Below are 24,724 nucleotides of genomic sequence, written 5' to 3' on the forward strand. Positions count from 1 at the left end.
CGTGCAGCGGATCATGTACTCCGGCCACTCGCGAGGCCACGGGTAGCATAAATCAAAGTGGAGGGTCAATCAGCTTTTCATTTCCTTCGGTAAATATTTCTTCATGCAGCGGTGTCTCAAACTTTCTGGACATCGTATTTAACAGCGCTCTTTACACGCAGAACCCGTTGAAAAACGACAGTTTTGGCGGCGTCTTGCGGTTCTCGGTTAGGGGTTCACAGAATGCTGCAGGGGAAGTTGCCGCTAAATTTGATTTCCAAAATCTGTCGATGAACGTTGCATACATCAACGGAAGCAAGTTTTCGTATCGCATGAATGGTGTATATAACTCCACCCTCAACGAATATCGGAACGATCAGTTCGTCCTATGCAATAGTGAGTCGATAAAGCTGACATTGGAGTTGACCGCACCGCTTGAGCATGTGTTCAATGTAAATTTGTGGAATAACAAGGGCGGAGGGAAATTAGCCACAATCGAATCCATTACGACCTCCTCCTACATATTCGAAGGTACCTATTTAACCGTCGAATTCAAGTTGGCCGACTTCCCAATTGTCGGTGACTACATATTTTTCCAGGTGGTTGACGTAGTGAATGGTCGGGAAACGAATGGCGGGGTTGCACTTGCAGTTGTTTCGGCCCCGGCAAATCAACCAACTATCACTGCTGATAAAGCATTATTGTGCTCTTCTAACGAAAAAGCAACAATTACGCTCTCCAATCCGTCCGACAATACTGATTATCAATGGTCTTCAGGTGAGAAAGGATCGAGTATCCATGTAAATAAGACAGGCAAATACACCGTTGAGGCGTTTACATATATCAAGACCTCTGGGGGAAATCTCCAAGTGTGCAATGGAGTGCCCTCCAATGAGCTGGCAATTGATATCTTCAACTTCGAAGCCAGCATTGCGCCGCCTGATAGCCGCGTCAAATGCTCGGGCGAAAGTATTTCACTTTCTGCCAATGCCACCGGCGATTTCACCTATGACTGGAAACTGGCAGGTACCTCGGTAGGCACTTCCCAATCTTATCAGGCAACTCAGGGGGGCATTTACACGGTTACTGTGAAGCCCAGCAAGGTCAATTGCGAGGCAAAAACTTCCGGGCCCGTCGAGCTGGCTTTCGACGCGCCGATCGCTAATGAGCCCATCTCTGCGTCGGCCAACATTATCTGTGGCGCGCCCGGGCCGACCGAAGTAACCCTGACCGCCAACCCGGATCAGCTCCGAACGTATAACTGGACCCGTGAGGGCGATAATTCGTTTTTCCAAAGTGGAAGAATGGTGACCATTTCCCAGGCGGGGACCTATAAAGTATCGATGTCCAAAGGTGCCTGCAGCCAGCAACAGCAGATTACCATTTCTGACAATAACTACAACCCCGAAATTGCGTCGGCAGTAGGTGCTTACTGCTCAAATACGCCCATTTCCCTCATGGCGATCACCAATAACCCCGACCAGTTCGATTATGTGTGGACACGGGATGGCACAACGGTAGGGGGTAACACGGCTACGCTGGACCTGGACGGCGCGCTGGGGACATTCACCTATTTGCTGGCCATTACCGCAAAGGATAAAAGCTGCCCGACGAAAAAATCGAAAGAGAAAGTCATCAAAGTAGACCAGGCGATTACCGGTGCCGACATCGGATTGCCTGCGACTAAAAAACGGGCCATCATATGCGGGATGCCGGAGGAAAAATCCATTGACCTGCAAGCGACCGCCGATACACCGCTGGACAACATCGCATATGCCTGGTCGGGCCCGCAGTCAGGCAGCTCCGCCGTGCTCAGTGCGCAGTCGCCCGGTACATACCTGGTTACATTTACCCGTGGGGCGTGCGTTGCGACCGCATCTACGCAGGTAGAAATCGGTGCATTTACCCCATCGATGGAAATTGTCTCGGCGACGTTGATTTCCTCTCCTACCGAAGCCAGGATTTGCCAGGGAGAAGGAGCCGGCCTCCGGGCCATTGCAACCGGCACGAGCTTTGCCAACAGCAGCGAAAACTTCGTGTATGAATGGTTTGGTGGGGCCGACGCCACTGTGCCGCTTGCCAGTCAAACGGAGCCATCATTGCCTGTGAGCGCGAGCGGAAGTTATGCATTGAAAATGACCCTGAAAGACAGCGGTTGTAAATCCAAAGACGCTACACCCAAAGCCATCACGATACTCGCCGATCCGGAAATCAGGAATGTGCGGCTTACGCCTGACCCGGCCGTTATCTGCAACAAAACACAGGGTCTGACCCTTACCGCATTGACGGACAGTTCCGCTGGCGTCCGCTACACCTGGACCGGTAACGGACAGGCCAAGGGAGATTCGCAATATGTCGTCCACAATGCCGGCACGTACTCGGTTACTTTCACACGCGGTGCTTGCAGCAAAACACTCAGCGTGTCGCCGCGCGAGGAAGAGCTTACTGTAAAAGTGACACCGCCCAATCAGTCCGTTCCGATCATTGTTTGCTCCGGCGATAATGCAGTCTCGATGGAACTTAAAGCCGAGTCAAACCTGAGCACCGCGACTGTCAAATGGTACCGGGATAACGGCATCGCGGCTTTGGGCAACAGCACGGGAAATGTTTACACCCCGACAGAAAGTGGTCTCTATTATGCAGTTGCAGATTTCAACAATATTTGCACGGCCACATCTTCCCAAAAGATCTCCATTGAAGCACTAGGCCAATTCAGCGTCGGCATTTCGCCCGCGGATACTCCCGCCATATGCGATGACCGTTCCTTTACATTGCGTGCGGAGGCATCGGAAGCCCGTTTTGAGAAACTGTACAATTACACCTGGAATCAGGAAAATGTTTCGGTAAAAAAGGGTGTCGGTGCTGCCGGCAGCGAGCTTACAACCGGTAAAAACGTCATTTACGAGGGCAATACACTGGCCAGTTTGTCGGAATCCGAATTTGTTGTTTCGGTGGAAAAGGATGGCTGCAAAGCTTCATCGGCATCCAGAAAATTGACTTTGAAAGCGTCGAGACCGGCGATCATCGCGCTGGATTTCAACACCCTGGAAGCTACCCAAAGCATCGACGAGAAGTACCAGTGGTTTTATCGGGAAACGGTCTTCACTTCGGAATCGGACACGACCGGTTACACGTTGCTTTCAGATGCCAACGGGCGTACATTGATGGGTGTGCCCAAGGGCAGCTATATCGTAAAAGCCAATCACAATGCCTGCGGCAGCAGATATTCGGGGCCTTTTCTGGTCGACCTGATCACGGCGGTTAACCCGCCCGCACCGGAATCCTGGAAAATTTTCCCCAACCCCATTGCCGACGCGCTGACCCTCGAACGTTCCTCGCCACCTGCCAAGCCTGCCACGGTAAGTATGCATAATGTAAAAGGGCAGTTACTCTGGAAATCGCAGCAACGTAAAGCAAGCAATACATACAAACTGGACGATATACCCGCCGGAACCTACCTGCTGGAAGTCGTCGACGGCAACCGCGTCATACAGCAAAAAATAATAAAGCAATGAAAATCATTACGCTAATTCTCATCGGCGGGTTACCGCTATGGATGGTACCGGCAGTTGGCCAAAACCGCCCGGGAAGCTTGGTATCGGCAAGCAGCGGTATGCAGAAGGTCAACACACTCGCTTTTTTTGAATCTCCTGAAAAAGAGCCTGTCGACAGCAAAAAAGAGAAGGAGAATGAAAACAAAATCCCTGCTGTACAACCGCCTATCGCAGAAATTGGCAAACCAGCTCCGAAAAACAAACCCGAACCCAGGAGCGAGCCTTCGGACCCCGACGGCATCCGGACCGTATATTTCGACAAACGTGAGAACCCGACTACCAAGGAAGGCAATGCCTACTTCATCCGTCAGGCCAAATTCGACCGCGCAACCAATCAGCCCAAGGGCGTGGTAAAGGACTTCTACAAATTGTCGGGCAAGCCGAAATTTGAAGGCCAATACAGGCATTATGAAAGCAAGTACGAAGAGCGCAACCGCGATTACGACGGCCTGTGCAAGTTTTTCGAGGAAGATGGGAGCTATGCATTACGCCAATACGAAAAAAAACGGGTGGTGCGCGAAACCAAGTATACGCCCGACAACCAGATGATTACCCAGACCGAGTTTGATCTGACAGGCAACCGAAGGAAGTTCAGGGATTACGTCTTTGATAAAAACGGCAATCAGATCGGATCGGTAGAAGGAGGCTTTAATTCCAAAACCAACCGCGAAGAGGCTGTAAAACGCATCAATTATCAGAACGGCAAACCTAAGTCTATCGTATACATGGTCAACAATTGTCCACAAAGCAAAGCAGAGCATTTCACGGAAAACGGCTTGCGTCACGACGTCTATTTCCTCGATTTCGATTGTGAACCGTCAGGCCAGTGGAGGTTTGTCAACAAAAGTAATTTTCAAACCACCCATAAAACCGATCCGAATGGTTTCAAGGTAATGGCGGTCAATGCACGTGAGGAAGGAATGCTGCAAATGCCGGTCAGCTACGATTTTTACAACAGCCCGTACGAAATCGTGGCATCATTTGACCTCCACGAGCAACGGCCTATGACCGAATTCGGGATCGTATGGGAGTACAAGGACAATGTTAATTTCTCCTATCTGAAAATCAATGTTCAGAAAAAAACCTTTGAAGTCAATGCTGTCAAAGCCGGGAATGTAGAGCGGTACATGGCGGGCGTGCGGCAGCCTGCATTGGAGATCGGCAGCGGGCAGGTGACCGTATCTTTTAGAAATGGCGGAGGCGAGCGGGTATTTAAATTAAATGGCGAACCGCTGAAATATTTGAAAGGCGACGTGCCTGTCAACTTCGATAAGTTGCCCAGGGTCGATTTTGAGAAAGAGCTTAAAAGCTGGGGCATAGGTTTCTACTTCCGGTCCGGCATGATCAACGATGGAATAACACTGCGCAGCATCGAAATCAGGCTGCTATAACCTCAATATACACCGAAAACCAACCCCGGGACATGATAGCGTGCAACCCGGACGGGATTGTCATGCCCTCTGATACCCCCTATTTTCTTTAAACAAATCAAACATCAATGCCTTATGAAGAAGTTTTCCAACCTGTATATCTGGATAGGCCTGCTCGTTGCGGGAGGCTGCGCACCGAAAGCCTACGAACTAACGACGGACGGTGAAAGTTTTGAGACCCTGACCAAGATCAGTGACTCCGACAAACCTTGCCTGTACCCTAACGGCGGGGATTTGGGAGAAAACCTGGTGTATGTTTCGAGGGAGGAAGACGGCTCCTACAACATTTACATGAAGGATAAAATCCTCACAAAGGCGGTCACACAAAAAAGCTCCGGGAAAAATCTCATCCTGTCGCCCGTGTATTGCAATGCCAATAACCGGATCGTCTTCCAGTATTTCGATAAAACAAACTTCGATATCTATTACATCGATGCTGCCAAGGGCAAAGCCATTACCCAGGTAACCAATACCGATGAGGATGAATACAACCCTTCCTGGTCGTCGGACGGAAACCTAATCATATTTGAAAAAGGCGCAACACCGAAAACTTACGCGACGATCAACCAGAAGACGAATAAGATGTATTCCGGGGTGTCGGTAAAGAAAAATCAGATCTGGATCAAAGACCTCAAAACGAAGGAACTGCGCATGATCGGTGAAGGGAGCTTTCCCAAATTTTCCCCCGACGGCAAATCCATTGCTTTCGTGAAGTATGACCTCGACAGAAGTAAATCAAAGGAGATTGGGACTGTATGGATCATGTCCAGTGAAGGCGACTCACCCAGGCAGATCACGGATGTGAGCCTCGGATATGCAACAAACCCGAATTGGAGCCCGGATAGCAAGAACCTGATCTTTCAGCTGACAAAGAAGAACAAACAGGATTCCGATATCTACGTCGTGGATGTAAACGGCGAGAACCTACGGCAATATACGCTGAACAAATCTAACGATTTCGCGCCCTACTGGTCGGTGGACGATTACGTCGTGTTTAGCTCCGACCGAGGCTCGAAAGCATCGAAATACCAGATATGGCGATTTAAAATGAAGAAATAGTCCGATTTACCATCCGACCTCCTATGAAAAATCTAACGATACTCACGCTTGTGCTCGCCACACTGAACGCAGCCGGCTGCTTTGCGCAGGGAGACGAGCACATCTACTTTGCCACCGGCAGCAAGATCAAAGGCAAGATCGAATCGGCCGACGATGAAAAAATCAACACCGTGCTTGACAATGGAGCCCGCTACCCTGGCTTACGGGATAAATTTGTCATTTTCTTCAACAAGTCCGGTGATTACCTCACCGAGAAATCCATCGCCCGCGACGCCCAGCAGGCCCAGCAACAGATCCAGGACTTCTATGGTCATTCGCCGGAAGCGAAAGTCGTCAACGACATTCTGTTCAAAGCGTCGCCTCGCGAAGTCATTGCCTGCCACATCAAAAATGAGTTTCCGGACGCGATCAATTACGTAACGCTGGATGGGAAATCGGCTTCGATCAACAAGGATAACCTGTTTGCCATTATCCGGCAGTCGGGCAGCCATGAGATGCTGCGCGACCTTCCCGAGGTAGCGGACAACCTTTCGGTCATGCGGGATGATTTTGAGAAGTTACGGTTCAAAAAAACGCAGGAACAGCCTGCCGGTCCTGTGCAAAGGCCAACCGTTACGCCGTCGGTACCAGAGGTGAGGCAGACAGTGCTGCCGGGCGAGAAAAAGCGCCTTTCGTCGGACGAGCAGAAGGTTTATAAAGCCAAGTCCGTGGACAAAATGCACGAACTGGCGGAATTGCTAACCAAAATTGTCGATAACACCCAAAGCAGGAAGGAAAAAGACCATGCGATCGAGCAAGCGGCAAAAATGTTCATCAAAGATGCCACCGTAGAAGTATCGGCTGTGAACAATCCCAACAACAAAACCCGGAGAAACGTCACGGAATATTTGGGCAGGCTCAGCCGGCTGAATTATTCCAAAGTGAACGTCACCTATGCAGAAATTAACTTTGTGGAAGAATTCGAACCCGACACTGCCGGCAACTTTTGGGGCCTGGCTTCCTATACACAGACTTTCTCGACCAATAATTTCGAAGACGTTACCCCTAAAAAGCAGAAAATCAAGCTCCAACCTTACGAAAAAATTGTCGATGGCCTAGCACAGGACAAGTTTGAAGTTTTGCTTGGCAACATCTCCATTCATGTAAGCCCCTGATTTCGATGCGAATTGCATTTGTAATATTGTTCGTCGCCGTGACAGCCTGGGCCCGCGCATATGGGCAGTGCTACCAGCTCGCGGGCAAAATTGTCGACGCCAGCACCGACAAGGCCACAAAGGCGAAGGTATTTTTGAGAACGGCGGGGCGCAAGCAACCGGTCGGTGAAACCAATGTGAAAGGTGAATTTTCGATCGGTATACCTTGCGAAAGTACCGGGCTGGTTATCGAGCAACCCGGTTTCCGCACGCTCACACTGCCCCTATCCGGCCAGCCGGGCACCTACGCGGTCGCATTGAAGCTACATCCGGTCGATAAGCAGGCAACAGATCGTCCCTACTTTCAGTCTGAACAGCAGGACCTGGTGCTCAATAACAGCGATAGCACGGAAGCGTCGCGGTTTGTGACCCGCTATTTCAAACTGGTTGATATCAACACGGGAAAGCCGGTTAAAGGCGAGATCTGTCTTTTTTTTACCCAAAAAGACACCAAGCAATGCCTCCCAATTACCAATGGAACCAAGCAGACAGAAGGCAAGATGCTTTTTACGCAGAAAGACATTATCGGCATCGTGGCGACCGCGGACGGTTATCAAACCTACCACGGCAATCTGATCATCGAGCAGCTCGACAGATCGACTTCCATTTACGAAATTGCATTGAGCAAGCCCATGTCCATCATATCCTTTATGGTGGAAGCGGGGGGAAATAGCATGCTACAGATCACCGATGCCAGGGGGGGCAAAGTCGCCATCACTATGGCAGATGCGGCACATGGCTATGCCGAAGTGCAACCTGCACAAGCATACCAACTGGGCCTGGCCGTTCCGGGAGCTGTCGAAAAAGCCATTGCCACACAGATTCTCTCGACCGACGGTCTTTTGTTTACGAGCCTAAAATCGGTAGTCTCCCGGCCAGTAACGTCAGCCCCGCAACCTACTGCTCCCGCGCAGGCGCTGGTGCCCGACACGGCCATCACGAAACCGTGGATGATCTATTTTGACCAAAGCCGCTACGAACTACGTCCCTCAGCAAAGCAAACCCTCGACTCGCTGGCAAGCCTGCTCAAAAATAGCAGCGGTTATCGGATCGAGATTACCGGCCACACCGACAATGTAGGCGATGCGCAGCGCAATCTGGCTCTTTCGGAATTCCGTTCGCGGGTTACATCCCATTATCTGGTCGAAAAAGGCATTGCCCCGCATGCCGTTCATTGGCAGGCTAAAGGCGGGAAGCTACCCGCTTATTCAAACGATCAGGATTCGACCAAAGCGATGAACCGGCGGGTAGAATTAAAAGTCATACTGGAATAGCAAAACCGTCCTCCAGGGCAAAACAATTCACTAAATCGAATGATAAATGGCTACTTATGCAATAAACTCTTCAATTAAATCCTTCAATGCCATGAAAAATCTGCTACCAATGCTTTTGCTATCAGCAAATACTTTTTCTTGTAAATCACCTGAACCGACTGTTCCGGAGCAGATCAGTAAAACCTGGATTGCGAGGACAGTAAAGGAAAACAATATTGTCGTCTTTCAGAAATCCTCGACCGGTAACAGTAAACTCGGTTATGAAAATTATCGACTGGATCTAAGTATCAAGGACATCGCCCGGTTGACGGAGCTCGACAAGTCAATGTTCAGCGGCAGATGGACCTTATCTTCGGACAATGCATTGCTTACGCTAAGTGAACTTACACCCCGGCCAACAGGAAGTGAAGGTTCCTTACAATACCAAATTCTGTCTGTTTCGGAGAAGGTTATGGAACTCCGGCTTACAACGACTTCGATAAAAACGGGCGGCACGACAAACGAATACTTGCTCGAAAGTCAATGAGATTTTAAAAGTCTACCGGGTTAAACTAGCCGATTGGACAACATGCCGTCCCGTGGTCGTAAGCGACTGGCGGGTCACCCACCCACTCTGTGTCGGCACCGATAACGCTCTCGAAGATGGTCACCAAGCCAGGTTGTTAGCAATATTCACTGGGTAGCAAGATGGTGTTGCCGAAACATAGATTTTTATCTCACGTAAAGCAAAGTCAGTATAAGGGATGCCCCTTGTTCAGAGGAACCGGCCATTACTGTCATAGCAAATAAGTGTTGCCTTGGATTGAGCCAGATCGACACAGAGCGTCGAGACTTGAAATTCTTTTCTTTTCGTCCGTGGACGAAATTGTTGAAATGCAATGTCAACAATTATCCAGAATGTACCTGCTTCTACCGTCATGTATCTGTTCCCGTCAGTGTCAAGGTCCTTACGCAACCAGATGGTGGTGCCAATTGGAGTCCGTAAATACTGAAAGGTCTTGGTGTCAATTGGTCAGTTGCATTGTTTCTTTCAGGTGGTTGCCGTTTAAGTAGAAATTGTAAACTGAAACTTAACGGGCATTGCATTACATTTCCGAACACTATTGGCGGAATGGTAGATGACAAACTTTACTTATAGGCGGCTTCGGGCATATCAGAAAGCTGCAGCAGCGCCTTTTCCCGCGATCCAGTATCGCCTTTCAATAGCTTACATTGTTATCCCTGTGCCCGAGAGCGTACAGGATCTGTTCGAAAATGGACAACCAAATGACCCAATTCTTCTGTTTTAGCTCACTGGCGACCTGGCATTATATTTATTTAACAAACAATAATGATATCAAATTCCAACCAACAGTTTTCATGGCAAGAGCTTACTTGGGAGAGTTTGAGGAAATTGTCCTCCTGACTGTCGCAGTGCTTCAATCCGATGCATATGGGGTTACCGTTGCCGCAGAGTTAAACCGGCGTTCGGAAAGAGCGGTAAGCCTTAGTGGGGTTCATGTGGCGCTTTATCGGCTCGAAGAAAAGGGGTTTGTCAACTCAGAGTTGGGCAGCCCGTCGGCGGAAAGAGGTGGAAGACGAAAACGCATCTATATCATTACAGCTTACGGCAAACGTATGCTAGCCGAGATACGGGCGCTCGGAAACGAACTCTGGGAGTCCATACCTCTCGTTTCATCCCCTGACCATGGCTAAAAACGAACAGGAGCCAGCCCCTCCTTACTGGGCAGACTACGTACTGAAATGGGTATGCCCGACCGAATTGTACGAAGAGCTGCAAGGCGATCTGCACGAGCAGTTCAGAATTGACTCAATTGAAATCGGTGAAGCTCTCGCCCGAAGGCGCTACCTGGTGGAAGTACTGAAATTCGTACGCCCTTATTTTCTCGTTCGCAATCTACGCGTGTCGTGGAGAGCGTATAAACTTTCACTAATTTCTTTTCCCAAAAGCGATATGATCAAAAACTACATTAAGATTGCTTTCAGAGGTTTTAAAAAAAACAAAGTTTATACACTTATTAACATATCGGGGCTTGCACTGTCCCTGGCCGTTGCCCTGCTGATTTCCCTATGGGTTTGGGACGAGTGGAACTACAACAAAGGCAATGCAAACTACCAGCGCGTTGGGCGCCTCATGTCGCATTCCACTCAAAATGGTCAGATTGTGAGTTCTCCGAATTTACCTTTTCCGCTTGCTGCGGAGCTGCGGGATAACTTTCAAGCCGATTTGGAACATGTTGCCGTATCGTGGGATACGGAAGACTACAACCTGATTGCGAATGGAAACAAGTTCCAGAAGAAAGGTCGGTTTATGGAGCCCGACGGCGCTAAGATTTTGGCACCTCAAATGGTGGCCGGCACAATAGCTGCCCTCGGCGGCCCTTCCCAGGTGTTGCTTTCGGAATCTGCAGCCATTTCTATGTTTGGCACACCTCAGGCCACCGGCCAGGTGCTGAAAATAGATAATGAGTTGGAAGCACTGGTCGCAGGGGTTTACAAAGATTTCCCTTCTAATTCAGACTATTACAATTTGTCATTTATAGCGCCCTGGAAGCTATTCACTTCGGCCCGAAGGCGACAGTGGGTGAATGAAGTCAAAGACAAATGGAATGTCAATACGTTTGAGATACTGGTTCAAACTAAGCAGACGAGTACTATTGAAACCGCATCCTCGAAGGTAAAACACTTACTCGGGAAGCATTTGAACAATGTACATAGCACGACCGGTGCTGCGCCCACTATTTCCCTTCACCCGATGCAAAAATGGCATCTATACTCCTCGTGGGAAAACGGTGTGAATACAGGAGGAGATATTTATTACGTGAAGCTCTTCACGGCGATTGCGGCTTTCATTCTCCTGCTGGCCTGTATCAATTTTATGAACCTGAGCACTGCCCGCTCCGAACAGCGGGCAAAAGAGATTGGTGTCCGGAAAGTGGTAGGGTCTATGCGCGCCCAACTAATTGCTCAATTCATTTTGGAATCGCTGATCGTCGTCGCCTTGTCTTTCGCAATTGCTTTGATTGGTGTGCAGTTAGCCCTGCCCGATTTCAATGCGATTACGTCCAAGCAAATCGATTTCATGTCCCCGGGCGGTTTGGCGTTCAATTCCTATTTCTTGCTGATCGGCCTTGCATTTTGTGTTTTGGTGAGCTTCATAGCCGGAAGTTATCCTGCGCTTTACCTCTCCTCTCTTAAACCGGTCAAGGTATTAAAATCGGGTTCGGCCAATGCAGGCAGGCTTTCCGCACGACCAAGAAAAGCGCTTGTAGTACTCCAATTTACCATCTCAATTTCGCTCATTATCGGCGCAGCCGGCATTTTTTGCCAAATGCAGTTTGGACAAAGCAGGCATACCGGCTACGACCGACAAGGGCTGGTTTATGTAAAAATCCCCCCTGGAAGTTCCCGTTTAGAAGCATTAAAAAACGACTTACTGCATTCCGGAATCGTTTCATCGGTAGCTCAATCCTCCGGGCCGGTTACCGATCTGCTTTCGAACGCAAGAGGGTTTTCCTGGCCGGGCAAGTCACCTGTTCATGGTGACGAGTTTGCCGTCATCGCCGCATCGCATAGTTATGGTCAAACTGTCGGCTGGCAGATTATTCAGGGGCGAGATTTTTCCGAAAAATTCATTTCCGATTCTTCCGCGGTCATTATCAACGAATCGGCGGCGAAATATATGGGCCTGGCTAATCCAGTCGGCAAGACGATCAGGTGGAAAGATGGGACGTTCAACGACTCGGAGTATCACATCGTGGGAGTGGTGCGGGATATGGTTATGCAATCGCCTTATGAGCCCGTAAAACAAGCGATTTATTTCATGACTTATGCGCCTAACTATTTATATATCAAACTTAATTCCGATCTGAGAACAAGCAGCGTTACTCCTAACCTTAACCGGATCTTCAATCGGTATTTACCCGGCAATGTGTTCGATTTCCAATTTGCCGATCAACAATATGGGTTAAAATTCAAAACAGAGAGCAGGATTGGTACTATAACTCTCCTATTCGCGGCCATCGCCATTTTCACATCCTGCCTGGGATTGTTCGGTCTGACTGCATATACAGCCGAGCAAAGAAAAAGTGAAATCGGAATACGCAAGGTACTGGGTGCATCCGTGGCCGGTATCTGGAAGTTGATTGCCAAAGATTTTGTATATCTGACCATCATCGCCATCATCGTCGCGATGCCGGTGAGCTACTATTTACTGACCCTAATGCTTGAAAAATACCATTATCGTTCCCAGATGCCTTGGTGGCTTTTTGGCGGATCAGGAGCGTTGGCACTTTTGCTTACAATATTGACCGTCAGCTATCAAGCCATAAAAGCCGCTCTAACAGATCCGGTGAAAGCCCTCCGTTCTGAGTAAATTTTGTGTTGAGGATTAATCAGTTTGTCGTGGAAAGGGATTTTAGCTGGTTTTTCAGGCATGGTTAATCTGACAGGATTTTCCATTCGAAAAATGTCAAGTTTTTTGCTCAGGAAACTTGACATTCCGATCTAGTACATTGGTAATATGGCTAATCTATCTAAAGCTATACAGGAACAGATTCAGGGCATACCGGAGGATACCAGCTTCGGGTATGGAGAGCTAACCATACCCGAGCAACAGTACCCGTCGGCAGCGAAGGTGCTTGAACGGTTGCAACAGAAAGGCCTGATTAGAAAACTCTCTAAAGGCATCTTCTATAAACCGAAAACGACAGTCTTTGGTGAAAAGCGTCCTGGTGAGGAGCAGGTGCTCAAACCCTATTTGTATCGTGAGGGGCAAAGGATTGCCTACATTACGGGAACTTATCTTTATAACCAAATGGGACTGACGACCCAGATTCCAGCCATTATCCAGATAGCCAGCCGTGAAAGGCGGATTTTTGTCAACCGGGGCACTGTACGTGCGACGGCAGTCAAAAGTTATGTGGACGTCACCGAAGACAATTATCAACTACTTGAGCTGCTGGACGCTTTAAAGGATTTGAAAGATATTCCCGATGTCGATATGCAAGCGGCGATCGGGATTATAAAAAGCCAGATCCAGCAGTTAACCGAAAGCAGGCTTAAAGAAATTGTTGGATACGCGTTGAAATACCCGCCGCGTGTCCGCGCTCTACTTGGAGCAGTGTTGTCTTCCGAAGGGAAGACAGCCATCGCAAAGGCTTTAAAGGAAAGCCTCAATCCTTTGACCGTTTTCAAATTAGGAATTAACGATACATTGTTGTCTTCGGCTGCGCAATGGAACATTCAATGAGACTGCACGAAAATAAGGAACCTAAAAGAATGTGATGGAAATGAGCCTCACAGATATGTGGTGCTACGCAAAGTGGCGCGATTAGATGCTCGGATATAACTTTCTCAGTTCCAGTATGTCGATGATATCCTTCGGACGCCCCATTAGCTCTTTATCATTGATCAGATCTTCCAGGCTGATGAAGGATATTTCCATACTGTTCCGTTTGAAAGCAGTTCGCCGATTGTAAGCGTCCCGGAACCGGATCGGTGCACGGATAGCCGGGTTCAGATCCAGGGTACAATCGGCCAGGTCGAATTTCAGAAATGACTTTTTCGGGTTTGGGTCCTGTTCTGCTTTCAGTCTTTCAACGTCCAGCTGTACGGCCTCCAGAGCGTTCAGCAGATTGAAATAGTTTTCATACGTCGGGTTGTACCAGATATCCAGGTCAGCTTTATCCGCCGGCCGGTTCGTATTCCTGGCCATCGAGACGCGCACGTATCCGTAGTACGACACAGCAAAGCCACCCACTATCATGTACTCGACCTTGTGATAGTTCAACGATGTAATGATCTGGGGAAGTGACTCGAAATCAAGCATGAGCCATCCTTATTCTGGTTGCTTCGTAGCTTTTCGATGTGATTTTTCAGGAGGATTATCACCTCTAAGGAAATTCATGAAGGTTTCAAACTTTTTGTAACGTTCTGCAAGTACAGCCGCGCTCACCGTTCCACTGGTCGCGGTGTCTTTCATTTCCTCGAAGCTGCTATATTTTCTTACCTTTTCCATAGCGGTAGCTTTTCCTGATTATAGAACACGGAAATTTACTGATATAGTGCAAAGTTGCAATGAATTTATTTATCTGCTGCGCAAATTTCAGCTAGCCAGTTCCGATTACGCGACAATAAGTGTCATAATTAAAGGTGGATTGTACAACGTTGTTAACGGAATGCGGATTTGGCCACTCTCGGATGAAGTATGAACCCTTGGGCTAATTCCCGACCGATTCTTGGGAAGGCAAAGCATAGCGAAAATTGTTCCCTTCGGAACTTCCGCGCGTGGCCTAGTTCGTACGGGCGATAAAAAACTGGCCAGGGTATTCTATCGAAGACCGAGTCCATGTGTCAGGATCACTCGATTGTTGACAACTTTTGAAAGCAGAAGTTATATACCGGATAGAAGGCGCAAGTCGTATTCTCGCCGGCAGATAGGAGTGATTTTGTATAGCCGTGTTTACTTAATTGGAATAGTCTCCACAAATACTGAAATTGCATACAATCTCCCTCTTGACAAATATGACTAAACAATTACTGATCTTCTTTGCTCTCTGTTGCAATTTCTGTTCGTTTGCCCAAACACCTGCTATTCGCATTAATAAAGTCAATTCTGAAAATTATTGCATTGGAACGGAGCTATCTATGGACGTTACGATCGAGGGCACATTTCCTGCTGATAATAAATTTACTGTCGTAGCTTACCGTTATTGGTATGACCCTGCCAGACGCTGGGAATACCCTGCTGTGCTCAAAGGAAACAAGCTGATCACGGTTTTGAAAGACGCGGCGCTCGCCGATCCGGAAAGCTTTCAAATAAGGGTAATTTCTTCCAACCCTAAAACAGAAACCGATGCAAACGGCTCATTCAGGGCGCTGACGAAATCGTCAGTGCGGCTAACGACCCGTTGGGGCTCTTCGGCAGATACGCTCAATTCTAACGAAGCAGTTGTTCTGGCGTTGGTTGCGACACCGATGACGCCCGGGGAGGTGACCTTGAATACCGGGGAAAAGATACAACTCAACTATACCATGTCGGATGGTGCCGTGGCTTATCCGACCTACATTACATTCCCGAAAACACAGGAAGGGATTTACTCGATCAAGGAAGCGAGCAACGTCTGCGGCGCGCTGAGCGGAAGTGGGCAGGTGCGCATTAAAGTGAATGCCGGTGATTTGATGCCTACCGACCTGAACCCGGAGCAGCCATGCGAAGGCAGCGAAATAAAGGTGACATTCGACCTGGGTACGGCAGCGTTCAATGCAAGCACAAAATACAGGGTCCGTTTTGCCAGCGACAATGTGAGTATAGGCACGTATAAGTTCGTCGATGCGCCTGCTACTTTCACTGCGAAGAACGAGCTGACTGCGCGGGTTCCCGACAATCTCCTGAAAGCCTTGGATAGCGGCGGCGGTATTTACATCGGGATCGTCACCGAAAACCCCTCAATAGTTTCGGTCAATAAAGCGTTGAAGATTAGTATTTACCCAAAGCCTTCATTCTCGCTGACGGCCGAAAAATCTGCTATTTCGCTTGGTGAACAGCCCTGGATTTCGGGTAATCCGAAGGGGCTGCCACCTTTCAAATTTACCTTCACAAGCGGTGAAACGTTCGCCTATAATAGACAGGTAAGTCCCGACCAAACCACGCAGTATCAGGTGAAGAAGTTCGAATCGGGCTGCGGTGTGATCGAAAACCCCGGGCAGGCACCCCTGGTGATTACTGTACAGCCAAGCCTGCTGCTAGGCGAGCGTGTGGTGCCGGCGAAAGTCAAACCTTTTTGCGAGGGGCAAACGGTGCGAATGCGTTTCAGGGCGGTTGGCGTGAATGCGCAAACAACGTTCCTGGTTGAAGGAACGAACTATACAGGAACGAAAATCTCTTTCCCGGCAAAGATCGTGGGCGATTCACTGGAATTTTTTATCCCAAAACGTACTGCCGAAGATCCCGCCCGCGATTATGGCGACATTACGAGTTTGCGGGTGGTATCGGCAAATCCGGCGCTGGCCTCCCCTTACACCAATGCATTGATCCAGAGCCCGCCCTTTATGACACCGGCCCCAAATTACCAGCCGAACGTGCCTTACCCTTCCAGCATTCGCCTGGATTATTATGTGTGGGGGAGCCGATCGTACACCGTCGAGCTGAGGGACGGTACGAAAGAAACCTATGACTATCGCAATATCTATTATAACCTGTTTGTCAGGAAAGACACTACTTTTCGGGTAAAGGCTATTGCCAATGAATGCTTTATTAATACAAACCTGACCGCTTTCCCGATAAAGGTTTTAAAACCCTCCGGTACCACGCCTGCAATGCTTACGACTGTGCCCGGCACGGCAGATCGTTGCGGAGGTGACAGCATAGCAGTGTCCGTAAACTTCGCCGGAAATTTCGAGGCCGGAAACCGGTTTGCATTATCCTACCCGTATTCCGACCAGACTTCCACCGGGCCTTATCAAAATTTAACAAAACAAGGTGTCTATAAAATAGCACTCACTGACCGGCCGGAAGATTACCTCGCAAACTTTTCGCTCAGCTCGACCTTGCCGCGCCTCACCTCGGAATCCGGCTATTTCTATGTGCGGGCAAAACCACAAAAGCCTTCAATCCATCCGCAGACGGTGAAAGAATATCCGGAAAGAATGTATTTGGGCGATTCGCCGCGCGTTACCGTATATGCGAGCAGGTACAGCACGCTCAAGTACTCGGTAGATGGAAAGGAAAAGACCATTGGGACCGATCATAACGGCATGCAGAACGTCCCGCTGGAACTAACGAATGGCAAAGTTTCGGAATTTAAGCTGATTGCCGTAACCAATCCTTGCGGGACCTACAACAGCGATATTACCGGCTATTATACGGGTGTGGCTTACAAACTCGTGCTGGAAAGGACCGATTTTTCGATATACCACTGCGTGGCAACCGAGGCGGAGATTAAGTTTGGTACGGAAAGCGGTACTGCGGGTGCAGGCACGAATTTTACGCTTGAAATCTCGAAATCCGGCGATCAAAATTCGTATACCGAAGTTGCCACTGCCACAGACAGCCGCATTTTCAAATTCAAGGTGCCCGATCTGACAGCCGGGTCCTATTATCTCAGGGCACGGTCATCGGATGGTATTTATTCGGAAGCGATAAACTTCATGGTAGGGAAGGTGCCCACAAGCGGTAGCTTTGACGGCTCTTCACGGGATGTTCTCCATGCTAATACCCTGACTGTTGACCACGGTTCAGGCATTGTTCTCAGCACCGTCATCGACGGCGACCAGCCCTGGGGGCTCGTGTACAGCGACGGGGCACGGCAGGAGCAGACCGCCAACTATACTTCCTATTCGCTCGTAGTAACCGCTCCACAGGTCTTTACCATCAGCAAGATCTGGAATTCATGTGGTTATGGTAAAATAGAGGGATCTGTGACAGTTAAAGTGAAGCCGGTCATAGCGTTGAAAAAATATCCCGAAAATTCCGATGCGATCATCTGCGCCGGCCAAACCATTCAGCTCGACTATCAGATTAAAGGCGCTGATTTGCAGGCGAATAGCTATCTAGTGTTCAGCTTCCTGAGCGAGCAGGGTAATCCGGTCAAACTGGATTCTGTGAATAACGCAGGCGGGCGCATCCAACTGAAAATACCTGCCAACATCGCCGGCGGAACGTTTGCGATCAAGGCCGAAATCGCAGCTTTGCAAGCTTCCGGATCCATAGGGTACCAACTCTACGCCTCCCCGGACATGACATTGTTCGGAGACAACACCATTACCGCCGGTGAAACCACCACATTGTATGTTCGTGCCAATAATAAATTTCCATATGGCACATCCTTTCAGTTGTCCGACGGCAAGTCGTATGCGCACGCAGCCCCATATCCCGGAGGTATCGCGGAAATCAAGCTGACGCCGACAGCTACAACCACTTATACTTTAAAGGAGTTGAAATCGGCTTGCGGCACAGGCAAGGTTTCAGGATCTGCAACGATAACGGTTCAGCCCAGGCTCTCCCGATGGCTTTCCGTCGAGGGTGTCAAAGGTTTGAGAAACCCGAACGTCTGCAATTCCGATACCATGCTGGTCTTTTTTTATCTGAATGCGGGGCCGTCGGTAGAAACCACCTACGAAGTGCAGCTATCCGACAGCACCGGAAACAACTTTGTGAGCCTGCCCACTTCCGGTAACTTCTCTCCGGTGGCGGCAGTAGTTCCGGCCAGCCTGAAAAGATCAGATTTTTACAGGGTTCGATTGGTACCCAAAGACGCGAGTATCAGCCCGGGAACTGTTCCTGGCGGCGTGAGTATCGGGCAATATGCTACGGCCAAAGTCCTCACTCCCTCTGTTTATTACAAGCCTGGTCAAAAGGTCGAGGCTGTGATCGGGCTGGAAGGTAGCTCGCCATTCTATTACCGCTTTGGAGATGCCAATTTTTCACAATTCAGAAACGTAGCGAAGTATACCGACACACTCCGGCTCAGCCCCGCGAGCCCTATGGTAGAATACCGGATATTGCAGGTCGGCAATGGATGCGGGCTTGGAAAAGCCGGCGACCCTTCCTCTTTCCGCATTGAGTTGATCACGGCCAACGAGCCATTGTCATCCGGCGAAATCATTACATTCGGTCCCAATCCGACGGGAGCAGTGCTGTCGATGCAGTTCCGGAATTCCGCTCAGCGTGAGCTGGATATTTTTAATGCGGCAGGCAAAAGCGTTTATACAGGCCGGTCACAGGCAACGAATACTGCTATCGATGTGTCCCGGTTAGCGGCCGGGACGTACCTTTTACAAGTCAGAAAGAAGGCTCTTGTCACTACCTACCGGATTATCAAATACTAAAACCTCTGTCAGGAATTACCTTCATGAAGTTAAGAGAACTGTTGCTTATAGCATTGTGCCTGCTCACCAAGTCAGCATTTGCTCAGGATACCGAGACCAGGATATCGGTCGAAAACGATTACTACGCGCCCATTTGCTCGTTTAAGGAAATGAAAATCCCTGGCACCATTGCAGGGAGGTTTAACGGCGACAATAAATTTTATGTAGAGCTGATTTCAGGCGTGGATTATAAGCCGGTGGGACGTTACGAAGCGGTGTATCAAAACGGGAACTTCGTTTTTTACGGTCGGTGACGACAAGGCGGGTGGTAGCGAGCGCATTACATTCAAAGTGTTGTCGACCAGCCCGGCCACCGAGACGAGTCCCCTTTCGAAGCCGTTTTACAGTCGCGGCCAGGTGTCGCACGCGACGCAAGTACGCCCGATACGCTGAACGCTGGTATGGCCATGGGGATTTATGCCAATGTTTCTACTAATTCCCCTGTCCGCATTACGCTGAACGACAGCTCCACGCACGAAGTACGCTGGTCGTCACCAATCCTTCCTACACATCCGAATACCGTAACGGGCTGACTATTCGGGGAATCCCGCGGATAGACTTCGAGTCGTACCAATCCAGGACGCTGCCATATCCCCAATATTATGAGTATAAACTGGTTGTGTACGGTGGTGCTCCTTTCGGGATGACAGATGAATCGGGTTATAAAAGTTATTGGAGGTCTAGCGGGAAATCGGAGCGCATTTTTGTCCCGGCTTCCGGTTCTTATGGTCCCAAAATTGTCGAAAATGGCTGTTATTCAACAAGTAATCTGGCTAAAATGGATTTTATTGTCCAGTCGAATCCCGGACAGACGCCGGTGATCATTGTGCACCCGTCTGCCAAACGGTATTATTGCGAAACCGACAGTGTAGAAGTTTGGTTTGAAGCGCTCGGCAAATTCGATGCCGGAAATGAATTCAGGATTAAAAGATACGACGGCGTGGGCGGTGGCTGGCTGAAAGTAAGCAAGCCGGGCGGGTACAAGCTGCCGGCGCTGGCATTGGAAAGTAATACTTACACTTATGTTGAGGTACAGTCCACCAATCCTGTGGTAAAAGGTGGCGCAGATACCTGGCTGGTCGTCAACAAAAAGCCCGAATTGCAATCGCTGGACGAACTCAGCCGCTCAACCCCGGAAAGGCCGGTGATCTTCAACGTCAATCAAATACCTGCCGTGTCGACACAGCTCAAAGAAGGCTCTCCCTACACTTCCGAATGGACTGCCGGTACCAAAAACTACCATTTTGAGGAAAAACTGCAATACAATGCGTTTTATCCTCCCATGACCAGGGGGAAAGTCACGCCATACACACTCAAATCGGTCGGGAATGTTTGTGGTAATACCGATTTCAACCTTACCATGTACTTTTATTGGAAAGGCTATGACCTGGCGATAGACTATTTTACGGATAAACAGGAGTTTTGTACAGGCCAGGAACTGATCGTGCCGTTTCAGGTCAGAAACGGCAATGCGCCTGCTGGGACTACCTTCCGTTTGCAAATAACCAAGGGAACCGGCAGTATTGAAACCATCGCCTCCAGTACTTCGCTGGCCGATTTGAAATACCGGATTCCCGACACAATGGAAGGAACCTACCAGCTCTGGGTAAGTTCCGATGCAGGTACTTTCTCGCAGCCGAAAACCATTACGGTCAAAAAGAAGCCGACCGCTACCATCGCATACAAGAACCTGACACCGGGTTCTCCTGTCGAAATCGAATTTGGCCAACCGGCGTTTGTCGATTACCAGCTCACCGGCGGTGGCCCTTGGAAGGTCCTGTTGAGCGGAAGAAGTGAAACAGAAGAGACGCAGGAAAGCTACTGGCGTCAGTATGAAATATCGGAATCGACCGTTTTTGAGCTTAAATCGGTGAGCAATGCATGCGGCTACGGTGTGGTTTCGGGGAATGTTCCGGTAAAGGTCAAGCCTAAAATTGTGGCATTTGCCCCCGCGCTATCCGTGTGCGGCGGGAGTACGCTAAGTGTGAAGTACCAGGTTGGCGGGGATATTCCTGCGGGTGAAAAAATCGGGTTCTACCTGACGAATGCAAATGGCTCCCGATATGAGCTGCCGTCTGCAACAGCTGCCAGCGGCACTATTTCGCTAGCTATTCCTACAAATCTGACTGCGGGCAATGACACAATAACCTGTCACATTACCGGGTCTGATATCTCGGTTTCTCATCAAATATCAATCGTCAGGGCACCGGATATCGAACTGATGGGCTACACGACGATCAACCCTGGAGATGCTGCGTATATTCAAGTGCGACCTAAGACGATCAGCAACGAGCAGGTGAATGTAACCTTTTCGGACGGAGCTTCACTAAGCTTCTTAATGCCGAGCTTGTCGTCTGTTTATGATGTGCGGGTTGTCCCGGGCACCACCACCACTTACACAATCGTATCCGCGTCAGGTAATTGCGGGCCGGTAAAAGCATCAGGCAGTGCTACCGTTGTTGTGAATGCTCCTTCAGAGCGAAAAATCAGAGTCACCAAACTAAACAAGTTCCCAACATTTTGCGAGAAAGATACATTGCTCGTGCATTTCTCCCAATCAGGGACCTTTTCGGCGGATAACCAGTTTATAGTACAATTTCATGATATAAAGGGTAAGCTCGTCAAATCGGTGCCCGCAACGGGTAAGACTACACCATTACAGGTAACTGTTCTCTCCGGATTTACTTCCGGGGAAGGGTATCGTGTCAGAATTGCAGCCAGCGACGCCAATACTGCTTCCAGCGATTTTCAGCAAGTGATCTCGTTCGGCGAAAAACCCAGCGCCTCTTTCGCATCCGACAATGCAATTCTTGACGAAACGGGCAACGCGAATGTGATAGTTCTACTCAAGGGCACCGGGCAATGGCAGTATCGTTATGGAAATGACCTGGGTTCTGTTACGCGATATGCTGACACCTCGCCCGACACTATTGCCATCACAAGCAAAGAGCCATCGGCTTATTTCAAATTGCTGTCAGTCAGCAATGCGTGTGGAGTGGGGAAGATTAGCGAGCCCTCTGTTATCAAAGTAGAAGTGATATTGAGCGCTGAGGAGCCGGATATAAATGCAGGCCAAATGTCTGTGGGCCCCAATCCTGCATCGGGAATAGTGATTATCCGTTTCAAAACGGCTGTAAGAAGAAACCTGTTCCTCTATAACACCAGCGGAACGAAGATCTGGACTAAAACCAGTTCCGACAACGAGGAGGCGATCGACATGAGTCAATATCCTTCCGGAATCTACCTGCTTAAAGAGGAGCATAAAGGGAAAGTGCAGCTTTTTAGGGTTCTCAAGGAGTGACAGATCTTTGGGATAAAAAGTCCTGGAGGTGAGGCCAGCCTTTTGACCAAGAGCTGCTTAAAAACTAAACCCAGGCAAGTCCGATGCGGTGGTAACAACTCAATCAGAGTTTGTTGGACTTTTCTTAACGAAAATGCAGGTGCATAGTATCCAACGCGTCGAAAATCGGGTTGTCATTGGGACTATGATATCTGACCCGGTTAGGACTCACACTTAGTAGCAACTTCCGTTAGAAACGAACAGTCAGATCCGCTTCGCGGCGAAGCGAGGGATTTGAACGATTGACTTAATGTATTGAAAATCAGCAAGGCATCTATTCTTTAAAGATTCCTTCCATGATGCTCGGAAAACGCAAAAGTCTGGCAGATAGGCTTTATGTAACTTATTGATTATTAGTAAAATGACTAGATAAGTATTGACTTGTTTCTCAGGGATTGAATAGATGACGCTGCCCTTTCCCAGCGAGGAGATGTTTTATCGATATAGGTTAAGGCAACGTTAGTATCTAACTTTCTAGAAAAAAGCCGCTAAATCCCATGCAACCCACCTCCCTCTTCGACCAATTCTCCGCCCTATACACCAGTGAGAAACTAGGCGACCACGACCGCCCCATAATCAAGGACGGTATTATCCACGCACCCACGTTCGAAAAGCAATCCAAGAGAATACTCTTCATCGCCAAGGAACACAACCTGGGTACCGATGGCGATAGTCCGGACTTCGCGGCCGACTATGGAGTATGGTGGCAGAATTACGTGTACAAGCGTTTCGCCCACCGCGTCAGCGAGTGGGCCTACGGGATTTTGAATGACTTCCCAGAAGATTTTCACAGCATATCCAAAGAGGAACGGCTAGAAGCCCTCCGCTCCATTGCGCTCATCAACGTGAAGAAATCTAGTGGCGCAGCGGCAGCCAACGCAGCAATAATCGCCGCGTATATCGCCAAAAGCAAGGCACTGCTCCAACAGCAAATCATGGAAATCAGGCCAACTATAATTGTTTGCTGCTTTCGGTATGACAATTACCCGAACGACCTCTTTGGTGAGAGCGACAAAATCCTTGGTCAAAAAATTGAGATGAAAAAGCATTCGTCAAATCTTTACAGCAGAGGTCTTTGGAATGGCTTGCCAGTCATTAACTTCTTCCACCCATCCGCTAGAAAGAGTAAACAGTTTCTGTATACCGAGTTGGCAAACGCTGTATCATACGCTACTGCCTATTAGGAAGTAACAAGCATTACGCTCGTAACCAGGACTTCGGAATCTTACGATCCTTATCCATAGCTTTGAGTACACCGGCATAATTTACCGGAAGTGAAAAGTAGGCTATAGTGCCGCCCAGGAGTAACCCGAAGGTTACTGCGGAAGGCGTCCGTTGTCGTTGTAATCGCAGACGATCTTTTTGACGCCATGAGTGACAAGCGTTTCCTGAATATCACCCTTCAATGATGCACGGAAACTCACAGTTCCAATAGATATACCATCTAACCTGTTGATTGTTAGTTACTGGAAAATAGAATATTGGCTTATTACATAGGATTGGGGGAGAGGATGCTTGAAACCGGAGACTATCTTATGCCTTGGCAAGCCTCTTCAGCCTAGTCTGATATGCCTGGAGATAATTTCTTTTAGAACGATCATTCAAGAATGAGACCTTGGCCAAGCTTTCGACCTTTTTCGAATTTGAAAGCATCGTGTTAAAGATGGATGTAATCGATTTTGTATTCAAGCCTGCTTGCTCTCCAAGTGTATGGAATCGTCTGGCAATATTCCCATTTGATAGTTGAGCGGGCAAGAGCCCATCTTCCAGCGCGAAGTCGGAATCATTTACATGAAGTCGGCTGTTAAGAAGATCGTACGCAGGACTGAGCCTAAAATCACCCATGCCGGTTTCAATTATCGAAAAGTTCTTAAAATGGGCGTCGCCATTTGAAAATAGATAATTGAACATGATTAGTTGAAATAGTTTAGGTGATTCTAATCCATAGATTGGAAGATATTTCTTCATTACGCTGAAGAGGTCCAGATAGTTACCCAGATACTTGTAATGTTCCCCGTGGGTCTGA

General features: G+C 48.8%; 17 protein-coding genes. 13 read left to right on the plus strand and 4 right to left on the minus strand.

The features are described 5' to 3' along the window. Positions 1-269 precede the first annotated feature (269 nt). The 6 genes from BP71_RS37040 to BP71_RS37065 all read left to right on the plus strand — a co-directional run bounded on the left by BP71_RS37040 (position 270) and on the right by BP71_RS37065 (position 9,015). Positions 270-3,494 (plus strand): T9SS type A sorting domain-containing protein, encoded by a 3,225-nt coding sequence (locus BP71_RS37040; protein WP_496386821.1) that lies wholly within the window; start codon positions 270-272, stop codon positions 3,492-3,494. After that, positions 3,491-4,924, plus strand: a complete 1,434-nt coding sequence (locus BP71_RS37045) for a hypothetical protein (protein WP_496386823.1) — start codon at positions 3,491-3,493, stop codon at positions 4,922-4,924. The genes BP71_RS37040 and BP71_RS37045 overlap by 4 nt, the downstream gene beginning before the upstream one ends. A gap of 114 nt (positions 4,925-5,038) precedes the next feature. Then, positions 5,039-6,022: a TolB family protein gene (locus BP71_RS37050; RefSeq protein ID WP_496386825.1), complete on the plus strand. Its 984-nt coding sequence runs from the start codon at positions 5,039-5,041 to the stop codon at positions 6,020-6,022. A gap of 23 nt (positions 6,023-6,045) precedes the next feature. After that, positions 6,046-7,176, plus strand: a complete 1,131-nt coding sequence (locus tag BP71_RS37055) for a hypothetical protein (RefSeq protein WP_496386827.1) — start codon at positions 6,046-6,048, stop codon at positions 7,174-7,176. A gap of 5 nt (positions 7,177-7,181) precedes the next feature. Beyond that, positions 7,182-8,489, plus strand: a complete 1,308-nt coding sequence (locus BP71_RS37060) for an OmpA family protein (protein ID WP_496386829.1) — start codon at positions 7,182-7,184, stop codon at positions 8,487-8,489. Positions 8,490-8,580: 91 nt separating this feature from the next. Continuing rightward, on the plus strand, positions 8,581-9,015 hold the full coding sequence (locus tag BP71_RS37065) for a hypothetical protein (RefSeq protein ID WP_496386831.1): 435 nt from the start codon (positions 8,581-8,583) through the stop codon (positions 9,013-9,015). A 228-nt stretch (positions 9,016-9,243) separates the two neighbouring features. On the opposite strand, the gene BP71_RS37070 is transcribed toward BP71_RS37065, so the two are convergent. Further along, on the minus strand, positions 9,244-9,444 hold the full coding sequence (locus BP71_RS37070; RefSeq protein ID WP_496386833.1) for a DUF6876 family protein: 201 nt from the start codon (positions 9,442-9,444) through the stop codon (positions 9,244-9,246). 404 nt (positions 9,445-9,848) lie between these two features. Between BP71_RS37070 and BP71_RS37075 the strand changes: the two genes are divergently transcribed. The 3 genes from BP71_RS37075 to BP71_RS37085 all read left to right on the plus strand — a co-directional run bounded on the left by BP71_RS37075 (position 9,849) and on the right by BP71_RS37085 (position 13,740). After that, complete coding sequence (locus tag BP71_RS37075; protein ID WP_496386835.1) at positions 9,849-10,184, plus strand: PadR family transcriptional regulator; 336 nt, start codon at positions 9,849-9,851, stop codon at positions 10,182-10,184. Then, positions 10,177-12,864 (plus strand): ABC transporter permease, encoded by a 2,688-nt coding sequence (locus BP71_RS37080; protein WP_496386837.1) that lies wholly within the window; start codon positions 10,177-10,179, stop codon positions 12,862-12,864. Before BP71_RS37075 ends, BP71_RS37080 begins: the two co-directional genes overlap by 8 nt. Before the next feature lie 147 nt (positions 12,865-13,011). Further along, complete coding sequence (locus BP71_RS37085; RefSeq protein WP_496386839.1) at positions 13,012-13,740, plus strand: DUF6088 family protein; 729 nt, start codon at positions 13,012-13,014, stop codon at positions 13,738-13,740. 81 nt (positions 13,741-13,821) lie between these two features. Here BP71_RS37085 and BP71_RS37090 read toward each other — a convergent pair whose 3' ends face one another. Both BP71_RS37090 and BP71_RS37095 read right to left on the minus strand, forming a co-directional pair. Then, positions 13,822-14,319, minus strand: a complete 498-nt coding sequence (locus BP71_RS37090) for a hypothetical protein (protein WP_496386841.1) — start codon at positions 14,317-14,319, stop codon at positions 13,822-13,824. 9 nt (positions 14,320-14,328) lie between these two features. Beyond that, on the minus strand, positions 14,329-14,508 hold the full coding sequence (locus tag BP71_RS37095) for a hypothetical protein (RefSeq protein ID WP_496386843.1): 180 nt from the start codon (positions 14,506-14,508) through the stop codon (positions 14,329-14,331). A gap of 506 nt (positions 14,509-15,014) precedes the next feature. Here BP71_RS37095 and BP71_RS37100 point away from each other — a divergent pair. From BP71_RS37100 to BP71_RS37115, 4 genes are all read left to right on the plus strand, one after another. After that, a complete protein-coding gene (locus BP71_RS37100; protein ID WP_496386844.1) occupies positions 15,015-19,319 on the plus strand; it encodes a T9SS type A sorting domain-containing protein in 4,305 nt (1,434 codons plus the stop codon). 23 nt (positions 19,320-19,342) lie between these two features. Beyond that, a complete protein-coding gene (locus BP71_RS37105) occupies positions 19,343-19,612 on the plus strand; it encodes a hypothetical protein (protein ID WP_496386846.1) in 270 nt (89 codons plus the stop codon). 524 nt (positions 19,613-20,136) lie between these two features. After that, positions 20,137-22,659: a T9SS type A sorting domain-containing protein gene (locus BP71_RS37110; RefSeq protein ID WP_496386848.1), complete on the plus strand. Its 2,523-nt coding sequence runs from the start codon at positions 20,137-20,139 to the stop codon at positions 22,657-22,659. Positions 22,660-23,195: 536 nt separating this feature from the next. Beyond that, positions 23,196-23,882 carry a hypothetical protein gene (locus BP71_RS37115; RefSeq protein WP_496386850.1) on the plus strand — a complete coding sequence of 229 codons (687 nt, stop codon included), beginning with the start codon at positions 23,196-23,198 and terminating at the stop codon, positions 23,880-23,882. 349 nt (positions 23,883-24,231) lie between these two features. Here BP71_RS37115 and BP71_RS37120 read toward each other — a convergent pair. Continuing rightward, positions 24,232-24,724, minus strand: a 493-nt coding sequence (locus tag BP71_RS37120) for a HipA domain-containing protein (RefSeq protein ID WP_496386852.1), incomplete at its 5' end; no start/stop codon positions are given.

The sequence above is a fragment of the Dyadobacter ginsengisoli DSM 21015 genome (genome assembly GCF_059568735.1).

Excerpts from the sequence above, each read along its gene's own strand:
- BP71_RS37090 (WP_496386841.1), bottom strand. The coding sequence starts at position 14,319 with ATGCTTGATTTCGAGTCACTTCCCCAGATCATTACATCGTTGAACTAT.
- BP71_RS37050 (WP_496386825.1), top strand. The coding sequence starts at position 5,039 with ATGAAGAAGTTTTCCAACCTGTATATCTGGATAGGCCTGCTCGTTGCG.
- BP71_RS37065 (WP_496386831.1), top strand. The coding sequence starts at position 8,581 with ATGAAAAATCTGCTACCAATGCTTTTGCTATCAGCAAATACTTTTTCT.
- BP71_RS37085 (WP_496386839.1), top strand. The coding sequence starts at position 13,012 with ATGGCTAATCTATCTAAAGCTATACAGGAACAGATTCAGGGCATACCG.
- BP71_RS37115 (WP_496386850.1), top strand. The coding sequence starts at position 23,196 with ATGCAACCCACCTCCCTCTTCGACCAATTCTCCGCCCTATACACCAGT.
- BP71_RS37075 (WP_496386835.1), top strand. The coding sequence starts at position 9,849 with ATGGCAAGAGCTTACTTGGGAGAGTTTGAGGAAATTGTCCTCCTGACT.
- BP71_RS37045 (WP_496386823.1), top strand. The coding sequence starts at position 3,491 with ATGAAAATCATTACGCTAATTCTCATCGGCGGGTTACCGCTATGGATG.
- BP71_RS37060 (WP_496386829.1), top strand. The coding sequence starts at position 7,182 with ATGCGAATTGCATTTGTAATATTGTTCGTCGCCGTGACAGCCTGGGCC.
- BP71_RS37040 (WP_496386821.1), top strand. The coding sequence starts at position 270 with ATGAACGTTGCATACATCAACGGAAGCAAGTTTTCGTATCGCATGAAT.
- BP71_RS37105 (WP_496386846.1), top strand. The coding sequence starts at position 19,343 with ATGAAGTTAAGAGAACTGTTGCTTATAGCATTGTGCCTGCTCACCAAG.
- BP71_RS37055 (WP_496386827.1), top strand. The coding sequence starts at position 6,046 with ATGAAAAATCTAACGATACTCACGCTTGTGCTCGCCACACTGAACGCA.
- BP71_RS37100 (WP_496386844.1), top strand. The coding sequence starts at position 15,015 with ATGACTAAACAATTACTGATCTTCTTTGCTCTCTGTTGCAATTTCTGT.
- BP71_RS37080 (WP_496386837.1), top strand. The coding sequence starts at position 10,177 with ATGGCTAAAAACGAACAGGAGCCAGCCCCTCCTTACTGGGCAGACTAC.
- BP71_RS37110 (WP_496386848.1), top strand. The coding sequence starts at position 20,137 with ATGGATTTTATTGTCCAGTCGAATCCCGGACAGACGCCGGTGATCATT.
- BP71_RS37095 (WP_496386843.1), bottom strand. The coding sequence starts at position 14,508 with ATGGAAAAGGTAAGAAAATATAGCAGCTTCGAGGAAATGAAAGACACC.